We start from the raw sequence: 10,003 nt of genomic DNA, 5'->3' as shown, positions 1-10,003 counted from the left end.
CCTTGCGCGATGCCGGGCTGACCAAGGACGAGGTCCAGGGCGTGGTGCTGGTGGGCGGGTCCACCCGCATGCCCCAGGTGCGGCGCGCCGTGGCCGGCCTGTTTGGCCGCGAGCCCCTGACCAACCTCAACCCCGACGAAGTGGTGGCTCTGGGCGCCGCGATTTCGGCCAACCAGCTCGCCGGCAACAGCACCGGCAGCGACCTGCTGCTGCTCGACGTGATTCCGCTGTCGCTGGGCATCGAAACCATGGGCGGCCTGGTCGAGCGCATCGTGCCGCGCAACCAGACCATTCCGACCGCGATGGCGCAGGACTTCACCACCTACCAGGACGGCCAGACCGCGCTGGCCCTGCATGTGGTGCAGGGCGAGCGCGACCTGGTGGCCGACTGCCGCAGCCTCGCGCGTTTCGAGCTGCGCGGCATTCCGCCGATGGCCGCGGGCGCAGCGCGCATCCGCGTGACCTTCACCGTGGACGCCGACGGCTTGCTCAGCGTCAGTGCCAAAGAGCAGGGCAGTGGCGTGGAGGCGCGGATCGACGTGAAGCCATCGTACGGCCTGTCCGACGCCGACATTGCCCGCATGCTGCAGGAAAGCTTTTCGACGGCCCAGCAGGACATGCAGGCGCGCGCGCTGGCCGAGGCGCAGGTAGATGCCGACCGCATGATCCTTGCGACGCGCAGTGCACTGGCTGCCGATGCCGACCTGCTGGCCCCCGAGGAAAAAGCGGAGATCGACCGCCTGATGGCCGAGCTGGCGGCCATCCGGCAGCAGGGCGACGCCGCGCAGATCGAAGCCGCCATCAAGGCCTTGGCCGGCGGGACGGAAAATTTTGCGGCCCAGCGCATGAACCGGGGCATCCGACAGGCCCTGGCTGGAAAAAACATAGCGACGGTCTGACCCACGGACCGAACACACCATGCCCATCATCAAAATACTGCCCCATCCTGAATACTGTCCCAACGGTGCCGAAGTGTCTGCGCCGGCCGGCACGTCCATCTGCGAGGCGCTGCTCGACAACAACATCAACATCGAACACGCCTGCGACATGAGTTGCGCCTGCACCACCTGCCATGTCATCGTGCGCGAAGGCATGCGCTCGCTCAACGAGATGGACGAGAGCGAGGAAGACCTGCTGGACCGCGCCTGGGGCCTGGAGCCCAACTCGCGCCTGAGCTGCCAGGCCATCGTGGCACAAACCGACCTGACGGTCGAGATTCCCAAGTACTCGATCAACCACGCGAAGGAAGTTCACTAGCCCCCACGCTCGGCACTGGCGTGTCCTCGCTGCCCCCCGAGGGGCGCATTTTTCCTTGGGGCGGCCCGGCGGAAAAACATTCTCGGACCCAGCGCAGCTATCATCTGAAACATGCGCCAAATCGTTCTAGACACTGAAACCACCGGACTCTCCGCTGAAAACGGCGACCGCATCATCGAAATCGGCTGCGTCGAACTGATCGGCCGCAAGCTCACCGGCAACAACAAGCACTTCTACCTGAACCCCGAGCGCGACAGCCACGAGGACGCGCTCAAGGTGCACGGCATCAGCAACGAGTTCCTCCAGGATAAGCCCAAATTTCCGGCCATCGCCGACGAGCTGCTGGCGTACCTGGAAGGCGCCGAGGTCATCATCCACAACGCCCCGTTCGACATCAGCTTCCTGGACAAGGAATTGGAGCTGATGGGACGCGCCTCGATCCGCAACTGCGTGGCCAAGGTTACCGACAGCCTGATGATGGCCAAGGAGCTGTATCCCGGCAAACGCAATTCGCTGGACGCGCTGTGCGACCGACTGGACGTCGACAACTCGGGCCGCACGCTGCACGGCGCGTTGCTGGACGCCGAGTTGCTGGCCGACGTCTACATCAACCTGACGCGGGGGCAGAATTCGCTGGTGATGGACGTAGGCGGCAGCACGCAGGAGGGGGGCGCCGCCGTGATGATGGACCTCAGCGGTTTCGATTTGCCGCTGCTGCTGGCCAATGATCAGGAGATCGCCGCCCACGAAAGCCTGCTGGTCGACATCGATAAAAGCAGCAAAGGCAAAACTGTCTGGCGCGAACTGGCCGGTGCGTGACAAAAAACCCTTATAATTTGAGGCTGACCAAACAGGGCGGTTAGCTCAGGGGTAGAGCACTGCATTCACACTGCAGGGGTCGCAAGTTCGAAACTTGCACCGCCCACCAGAATTGAGGCCCCAAGTCGCTTGCGACTTGGGGCTTTTTCTATGCCCGCGTGGTTTCAGAACCGGTACTTCAGGCCCAGCGTGGTGGCGTTCACGTTGTCGCGTCCCGAGCCGGAAAACTTGAAGTCATGGCGTTCCCATTGCAGGACCGCAGACCACCTGTCGGTAAAGTCGTAACTCACCCCCGCGCCCAGTGACAGCCCGAAGCCATCCTCGTCGCCGCTGGGAATACCCGAGCCGGGCGTGGAGGTCACGCTGGTGCGGCCGTAGGTCGTGCCCACCTTGCCGAAGAGGCCCCATGTCGGGCTGAGCGGCACCTTGCCGACCAGGCTCATGTTGATGCCGTAAGCCTTGGTCGTGCCACCACCACGGTCAATACTGCCCATGTCGACGTAGCCCAGCTCCAGCCCGAAGTTGTTGCTGAACATGCCGCCTCCGTAGAGGCTGTAGGCATTGTCCTTGTCACCGCAGTTGAACACTCCGGTGCCGCAGCCCTGCCTGAAATTGGAGCGGCCCGCATTGAAGCCGATGTAGGTGCTGCCCGGGGCGTACCAGGCGCTGCTGCCGGAATCCGAGGAAGGGCTGCTGATTTGCGCCTGGGCGGGCAGGCTGGCGGCGACGGCAGCACCGAGCAACAGGCTGGAGAGAACACGATGAATGTTTTTCACAATGGCTCCTCGCAGGATGACGATCCAATGAAGGCCCGCTCCCTGGTGGGGCGGACTGACAAACGACGCCACCAATTTAAACCTTCAGGGCGGGACCGCTTGTAGGAAACGTCTGACACGAATGTAGGACGGGCGGAAGCAGATCGCGCTGGCGGCCGATGTCGCCTCCAGCCGACCATGCGGGCATGGCGCGAGCAGGCTTGGTTAGCTATGAAATCAATAGCTACTGACGCAATAGCATCAAGGGCTGATGGTCGATTTCTCTATGTCAGGGCTAATGCAGGGGGCGGCAGCCCGCCGCCAACTTCCTGCGTCGCGGGAAGCCTGGCGCTTTACTGCGCCGCCCAGCCGCCGTCCATGTTCCAGGCCACGCCGCGCACATTGTTGCCGGCCGGCGAGCAGAAAAACACCGCCAGCGCGCCCAGTTCCTCGGGTGTGGTGAACTGCATCGAGGGTTCTTTTTCGCCGAGCAGCTGTTGCGTGGCCTGCTCGTTGGAAATGCCGCCGGCGGCGGCTTTGGCGTCCACCTGTTTTTGTACCAGGGGCGTCAGTACCCAGCCCGGGCAGATGGCGTTGCAGGTCACGCCGGTGGTGGCGTTTTCGAGGGCCGTGACCTTGGTCAGGCCGACGATGCCGTGTTTGGCCGCGACATACGCGGATTTTTCAGCCGAGCCGACCAGGCCGTGCACCGAGGCGACATTGATGATGCGGCCCCAGCCCTTGCCGCCGTTGGCGGCCAGCATCGCCGGCAGGGCCAGCCGCGTGGCGTGGAAGGCACTGCTCAGGTTGATCGCCAGGACGGCGTCCCAGCGCTCCACCGGAAAGTTCTCGATTCGGGCCACATGCTGGATGCCGGCGTTGTTGACCAGGATGTCCACCTGGCCGAATTGCGCCGCGGCAAAAGTCATCATGGCCTCGATCTCGGCCGGCTTGCTCATGTCGGCGCCGTGATAGGCCACTTTCACGCCCAGCGCTGCAATTTCCGCCTTGGGGCCGTCGGCGTCGCCGAAACCGTTGAGCACGATGTTGGCACCCTGCGCCGCCAGCGCCTTCGCGATCCCCAGGCCGATGCCGCTGGTGGAGCCGGTCACGAGTGCTGTTTTACCTTTGAGCATGAAGTTTTCTCCGGATGATTTACGATGCCTGTCAGACGCTGAAAAACAGCGGCTCGGGCGATTATCAAGCCTGTAACCCGGATTCCCTGGCCATGACTGAACCTACGCTGAACTACGTATCGTGCCCCGATGTTTCGGGAGGGCACCGCATGGCGTACTGGGAGTGGGGCGATCCGGCCAACCCGCATGTGGTGCTGTGTGTTCACGGCCTGTCGCGCCAGGGCCGGGATTTCGACGTGCTGGCCGAGTACCTGTCGGACGAGGTCCGGGTCGTGTGCCCCGATGTGGCCGGTCGCGGCCGCAGCGACTGGCTCCAGGACCCCATGGGCTACCAGATCCCGCAGTACGCCGCCGACATGATGGCTCTGCTGGGCCACCTGCACCAGCAAGCGCCGGTCACGACGCTGGACTGGGTCGGCACCAGCATGGGCGGCCTGATCGGCATGGCCATTGCCGGCCAGCCCGAGCTGCCTCTGCCGGCGCCGGTGCGCAAGCTGGTCCTCAATGATGTGGGGCCGGCCATCGAGTGGCAGGCCATCACGCGTATTGCGGCCTATCTCGGCAAAGCCGGTCATTTCGCCTCGCTGCAGCACGCGGCCGACGCGATGTGGGCGATCTCGACCAGCTTTGGCCCGCACACGTCCGAGCAATGGCTGGCGTTGTCGCGCCACATGGTCAAGCCCGTGCCTGGTGCCGTCGATGGCCGTGTGATGCTGCATTACGACCCGGCCATTGCGGTTCCGGTCCAGGCGGCGACCGAAGTCTCGGCGCGCGAAGGCGAAGCCCTGTTGTGGCAACTTTTTGACAACATTCGGGCACCGACACTGGTCGTACGAGGCGCACAATCGGACCTGCTCAGCCGCGTCACGGCGCAGGCCATGACGCAGCGCGGTCCCCGGGCCCGCCTGGTGGAGTTTGAAGGAGTCGGCCATGCACCGACCCTGGTGGCGCTGGATCAGGTCAGCACGGTGGGCGATTTTCTTCTTGTCTGAAATTTTTTATTGAAAAGTTGCCTGTGACGAAACACGCCGGGGCCGGGCCTGGCGCCCCGCCCAAGTCGCCTTTGAAGCCCAACACGGGCGTGGCGCCCATGACGCCGCTCCCCAATGCGTCCATCGTGACGGCCACGGCGGACAGCCTGCCGGACCAGCCGCACGCGCTGGCACGCGCCAGGGCCTTTGCCGAGCCGCTGATTGCCACTGAAACGCTGGACACCGGTGAAAACATCCTGGCCCATGCGGATGCGGTCGCGGCCATTCTCAAGGCCATTGGCGGCTCCGAGGCCATGCAGGCCGCCACCTACCTCGTCCACGCCTGCGCGCACCTGAACAAGCCGCAGGAGGTAATTGCCAAGGCTTTCGGCGCCAACTTCGCCGCCCTGGCCATGGAGACCACCAAGCTCGTCCATGTGCAGAAGCAGGCTCGTGCCGCCGATGCCAGGGCGCAGCTGGAAGACCCGGCGGCGCAGACTGAAAACGTGCGCAAGATGCTGTTGGCGTTTTCGCGCGATCTGCGGGTGGTCATGCTGCGCCTGGCGTCCCGGCTGCAGACGCTGCGCTACTTTGCGGCCATCCGGCAACCGTGCCCACTGGCCGTGGCGCGCGAATCGCTCAACGTTTTTGCACCGCTGGCCAACCGCCTGGGCATCTGGCAGATCAAGTGGGAAATGGAAGACCTGGCCTTCCGTTTTCTGGAGCCGGACACCTACAAAAGCATTGCCCGCCTGCTCGATGAAAAACGCGCCGGGCGCGAGGTGTTCATGGAGGCGTTGCGCGCCCAGCTGGAACGCGACCTGAACAGCAACGGCATTGCCGCGCTGGTGCAGGGCCGGCCCAAACACATCTACAGCATCGTCAAGAAGATGCGCGGCAAAGGGCTCGATTTCGACCAGGTATTCGACATCCGTGCCCTGCGCGTGATCGCCGCCGACGTCAAGGGCTGCTACGCGGCGCTCGGGTTTGTGCATTCCCATTTCACGCCGGTCGAGGGTGAATTCGACGACTACATCGCCAAGCCCAAATCCAACGGCTACCAGTCGCTGCACACGGTGGTGCGCGATGCGCAGCAGCGTGCGGTCGAGATCCAGATCCGCACGCAGGCGATGCACGACCATGCCGAGCATGGCGTAGCTGCCCACTGGGCCTACAAGGAGGCCGGCACCAAGGGTTACAGCGGTGTGTCGGCCAGCAGCGAGTACGACGCAAAAATTGCCGTGTTACGGCAGTTGCTGGCCTGGGAGCGCGACCTGTCTGCGCCGGTGGCGGCCAAGGCGCGCGACGCCAACCAGGGCCTGTTCGAAGACCGCATCTACGTGCTGACGCCGGACGCAGCCGTTGTCGAACTGCCGCAGGGCGCCACAGCGCTCGACTTTGCTTACAGCGTGCACACCAGCCTGGGCCACCGCTGCCGCGGCGCACGCATCGACGGCGCCATGGTGCCGCTGAACACGCCGCTGCAGAACGGGCAGACTGTGGAGGTCGTCACCACGAAGGAGGGCGGCCCGTCGCGCGATTGGCTCAATCCTGAACTGGGCTTTCTGGCCAGTCACCGCGCGCGGTCGAAAGTGCGTGCCTGGTTCAATGCCCAGGCGATGGCGCAGACGGTGGCGCGCGGACGCGAGGCGGTGGAAAAGCTGCTGCAGCGCGAGGGCAAGACCGCGATGAAGCTCGAGGATGTGGCGACGCAACTGGGCTTCAAAAGCGCCGAGGACCTGTTTGAAGTGGTGGGCAAGGACGAGCTGTCGCTGCGCACCATCGAAAACATGCTCAAGCCGCCCGAGCCGCCGCCCACGCAGGACGACTATGTGCTGGCCAAAAAAGCCCGGCAGCATGACAAGTCGTCCGAGCGCGCACGCAAGGGCGGGGTGCTGGTGGTCGGCATCGACTCGTTGCTCACGCAGCTGGCCAAATGCTGCAAGCCGGCGCCGCCCGATGCGATTCTCGGTTTTGTCACCAAGGGCAAGGGCGTGAGCATCCACCGCAGCGATTGCAGCAACTTCAGGAACATGGCCAGCGGCAGCCCCGACCGCGTGATCGAGGTGCAGTGGAGCCAGCCCAAAAGCAGCGAGGGCTCGGTCTACCCGGTGGATGTGGCCGTGGAAGCGGCAGACCGCCAGGGCCTGCTGCGCGACATTTCGGAAGTGTTTGCGCGGGAAAAAATGAACGTCATCGGCGTGCAGACCACCTCGGTCAAGGACAACCGCGGCGGCACGGCCTGGATGACCTTCACGGTGGAGGTGGCCAACTCGGGCCGGCTCAACCAGGTGCTGGCCATCGTCGCCGAGGTCAACGGCGTGCGTTCGGCGCGCAGACGCTGATTTGTCGGCAAAAAAATCGGCGAGTGCGCGAAAGGCCGGGTTTGCCCTGCTACAATGACGAGGTCGAACAGTCCTTAGGCGCGTAGCTCAGCTGGTTAGAGCACCACCTTGACATGGTGGGGGTCGTTGGTTCGAGTCCAATCGCGCCTACCAATTTCCTGAAGTTGTTTTCCCTGTTGCCCGTGACTGCCACGGCGCTCACAGGGTAAACCAAGGGGATTGCATGTAGGCATACTTCCTAGAATGTGATGACCCTGTACATCGGTACAGGCTGTCATTCACAGGAGTTCGCACAGTGCCCAAGAGCAAGCCCACCAGTCAGTCCAGGAACGAGTCAGCCGACGCGTCTCCCCCCGTCGGCAACGCCCCGGGGAAAATGCCGGGCAGCAGGGGCGGCAATGGCAAGGCGGCTTCGCCGCGTGTCATCAAGAAATACCCGAACCGCCGTCTCTACGACACGGATACCTCGGCCTACATCACGCTGGCCGAAGTCAAGAACCTGGTCATGGATAGCACCGATTTCGTGGTGCGCGATGCCAAGACCAATGAGGACCTGACACGCAGCATCCTGCTGCAGATCATCCTGGAAGAAGAAGCCGGCGGTGCGCCCATGTTCACCGAGGCGGTCTTGTCCAACATCATCCGTTTCTACGGCAATGCGCTGCAGAGCTTCATGGGCTCCTACCTCGAGAAAAACGTCCAGTCCTTCATGGACCTGCAGCTCAAGATGTCCGAGCAGTCCAAGGGCCTGACGCCGGAGGCCTGGGCGCAGTTCATCAATGCCCAGTCGCCGGCCATGCAGGGCATGATGGGCAGCTACGTCGAGCAGTCGAAAACCGTGTTCACGCAAATGCAGGAGCAGATGCAGAAACAAAGCGAGCAGATGCTGGCAGCCCTGGGCCTCAAGCGCTGACCGCCTTCAGGCCATTTCGCGCGGCCGCGGCCGCGGCGGGCTGGCTCTGAGACAATAGAGGGCATGAGCCAAGCCCTTGCGACCCCCCCATCTCCCTCCTTGAACACCGCGCCCCGCGTCGGTTTTGTCAGCCTCGGCTGTCCCAAGGCCCTGACCGACTCCGAGCTGATCCTGACGCAGCTCAGCGCCGAGGGTTACCAGACTTCCAAAACCTTTGAAGGTGCGGACCTGGTGATCGTCAACACCTGTGGTTTCATCGACGACGCCGTGCGGGAAAGCCTGGACACCATCGGCGAGGCGCTGGCCGAAAACGGCCGCGTCATCGTGACCGGTTGCCTTGGCGCCAAGGCGGGCGAGGGCGGCGGCAACCTGGTGCGCCAGATGCACCCGAGTGTGCTGGCCGTGACCGGCCCGCACGCGACGCAGGAAGTGATGGATGCGGTGCACCTGAACCTGCCCAAGCCGCACGACCCGTTTGTGGACCTGGTGCCCAACGCCTTCGGCATCGCCGGCATCAAGCTCACGCCGCGGCATTACGCCTACCTGAAGATCAGCGAGGGCTGCAACCACCGCTGCACCTTCTGCATCATCCCGTCGATGCGCGGCGACCTGGTGTCGCGGCCGATAGGCGATGTGCTGGGCGAGGCGCGCGCCTTGTTTGAGGGCGGTGTCCGGGAGCTGTTGGTGATCAGCCAGGACACTTCGGCCTACGGCGTGGACGTGAAATACCGCACCGGCTTCTGGGATGGCAAGCCGATCAAGACCCGCATGCTGGAATTGGTGCAGGCGCTCGGCGAGATTGCCGAGCCCTATGGCGCCTGGGTTCGCTTGCATTACGTCTACCCGTACCCAAGTGTGGATGAGATCCTGCCGCTGATGGCCACCGGCAAGGTGTTGCCCTACCTGGACGTGCCGCTGCAGCACAGCCACCCCGATGTGCTCAAGCGCATGAAGCGGCCGGCCAGCGGCGAGAAAAATCTGGAGCGGATTGCGCGCTGGCGCGAGATCTGTCCCGAGATTGTGATCCGCAGCACCTTCATTGCCGGTTTTCCCGGTGAAACCGAGGCCGAGTTCGAACACCTGCTGGACTTCATGAAGGAAGCGCAGATCGACCGTGCCGGCTGTTTTGCCTACAGCGCGGTGGCGGGCGCCACCGCCAACGACATTCCGGGCATGCTGCCGCTGGAGCTTCGCGAAGAGCGCCGGGCACGTTTCATGGCCGTGGCCGAAGCGGTCTCGGCAGCAAAGCTGCAGCAGCGTGTGGGAGCCACCATGCAGGTGCTGGTGGACTCCGCCCCAGGCATGGGTAAAAAAGGCGGCGTGGGTCGCAGTTATGCCGACGCGCCGGAGATCGACGGTGTCGTGAAACTGCTGCCGCCTGAAAAAATCAGCAAGACGCTCAAGGTCGGGGAATTCACCAAGGCCCGGATTGTCGGCACGCAGGGCCACGATCTGGTGGCGGTGCCGGTCTGAGGTCGTCCGGATGGGGCTGGGCCAAGTGCTGAAAAGCGCCTGGAAAGCAAAAAGGCCACTGTGTTGGCAGTGGCCTTTTTTGTACCAGCTTTCGCTGGATTTGATGTATCTGGTGCCCGGGAGAGAACTCGAATCTCCACATCTTGCGATACACGGACCTGAACCGTGCGCGTCTACCAATTCCGCCACCCGGGCACAGCCAGCAGTGTACCATTACAGAATCGGTTTTCCGGTCCGGATTCCAAAAAAATTCAATCGAAGTGCGGGCCATGAGGCGCATCCCATGCCAAGCCCGCAACTTCACGCCTCGGTCCGGCAAGCCGCCGGCTTTTGA

9 protein-coding genes and 3 tRNA genes are annotated in these 10,003 nt (G+C 63.7%); 9 read left to right on the top strand and 3 right to left on the bottom strand.

The window, feature by feature from the left end; translation table 11 throughout:
- The 4 genes from AAG813_RS07710 to AAG813_RS07695 form a co-directional block, all read left to right on the top strand.
- The coding region (locus AAG813_RS07710; protein ID WP_341913547.1) for an Hsp70 family protein at window positions 1-899 on the top strand (899 nt) is incomplete at its 5' end.
- A gap of 19 nt (window positions 900-918) precedes the next feature.
- Window positions 919-1,257 (top strand): ISC system 2Fe-2S type ferredoxin, encoded by a 339-nt coding sequence (gene fdx, locus AAG813_RS07705; protein ID WP_096665493.1) that lies wholly within the window; start codon window positions 919-921, stop codon window positions 1,255-1,257.
- 111 nt (window positions 1,258-1,368) lie between these two features.
- Window positions 1,369-2,076, top strand: coding sequence for a DNA polymerase III subunit epsilon (dnaQ, locus tag AAG813_RS07700; protein WP_341913543.1), 708 nt, complete (start codon window positions 1,369-1,371; stop codon window positions 2,074-2,076).
- 34 nt (window positions 2,077-2,110) lie between these two features.
- Window positions 2,111-2,185, top strand: a tRNA-Val gene (locus AAG813_RS07695).
- A 55-nt stretch (window positions 2,186-2,240) separates the two neighbouring features.
- Here the strand turns inward: AAG813_RS07695 and AAG813_RS07690 are convergent.
- Together AAG813_RS07690 and AAG813_RS07685 are read right to left on the bottom strand one after the other, a co-directional pair.
- Window positions 2,241-2,852, bottom strand: a complete 612-nt coding sequence (locus AAG813_RS07690; protein ID WP_341913541.1) for a porin family protein — start codon at window positions 2,850-2,852, stop codon at window positions 2,241-2,243.
- Between the two features lie 332 nt (window positions 2,853-3,184).
- Window positions 3,185-3,967: a 3-hydroxybutyrate dehydrogenase gene (locus tag AAG813_RS07685; RefSeq protein ID WP_341913539.1), complete on the bottom strand. Its 783-nt coding sequence runs from the start codon at window positions 3,965-3,967 to the stop codon at window positions 3,185-3,187.
- A 92-nt stretch (window positions 3,968-4,059) separates the two neighbouring features.
- Between AAG813_RS07685 and AAG813_RS07680 the strand changes: the two genes are divergently transcribed.
- The 5 genes from AAG813_RS07680 (at window position 4,060) to rimO (ending at window position 9,669) form a co-directional block, all read left to right on the top strand.
- Complete coding sequence (locus tag AAG813_RS07680) at window positions 4,060-4,959, top strand: alpha/beta hydrolase (protein WP_341913537.1); 900 nt, start codon at window positions 4,060-4,062, stop codon at window positions 4,957-4,959.
- Window positions 4,960-5,057: 98 nt separating this feature from the next.
- Window positions 5,058-7,283, top strand: coding sequence for a bifunctional (p)ppGpp synthetase/guanosine-3',5'-bis(diphosphate) 3'-pyrophosphohydrolase (locus tag AAG813_RS07675; RefSeq protein WP_341913534.1), 2,226 nt, complete (start codon window positions 5,058-5,060; stop codon window positions 7,281-7,283).
- Window positions 7,284-7,359: 76 nt separating this feature from the next.
- Window positions 7,360-7,436 (top strand) — tRNA-Val (locus tag AAG813_RS07670).
- 223 nt (window positions 7,437-7,659) lie between these two features.
- Window positions 7,660-8,196, top strand: a complete 537-nt coding sequence (gene phaR, locus AAG813_RS07665) for a polyhydroxyalkanoate synthesis repressor PhaR (RefSeq protein WP_341913573.1) — start codon at window positions 7,660-7,662, stop codon at window positions 8,194-8,196.
- A gap of 63 nt (window positions 8,197-8,259) precedes the next feature.
- The gene (gene rimO, locus AAG813_RS07660; RefSeq protein ID WP_341913532.1) at window positions 8,260-9,669 is read left to right on the top strand and encodes a 30S ribosomal protein S12 methylthiotransferase RimO; all 1,410 of its coding nucleotides are present in this window, start codon (window positions 8,260-8,262) and stop codon (window positions 9,667-9,669) included.
- A 110-nt stretch (window positions 9,670-9,779) separates the two neighbouring features.
- On the opposite strand, the gene AAG813_RS07655 is transcribed toward rimO, so the two are convergent.
- A tRNA-Leu gene (locus AAG813_RS07655) sits at window positions 9,780-9,864 on the bottom strand.
- Window positions 9,865-10,003: the final 139 nt, after the last annotated feature.

The organism is Polaromonas sp. YR568 (assembly GCF_943371715.1).
Taxonomy (GTDB): domain Bacteria; phylum Pseudomonadota; class Gammaproteobacteria; order Burkholderiales; family Burkholderiaceae_C; genus Polaromonas.
Note: the sequence above shows the minus strand (reverse complement) of the source record. Positions and strands in the feature narration are given on the sequence as shown.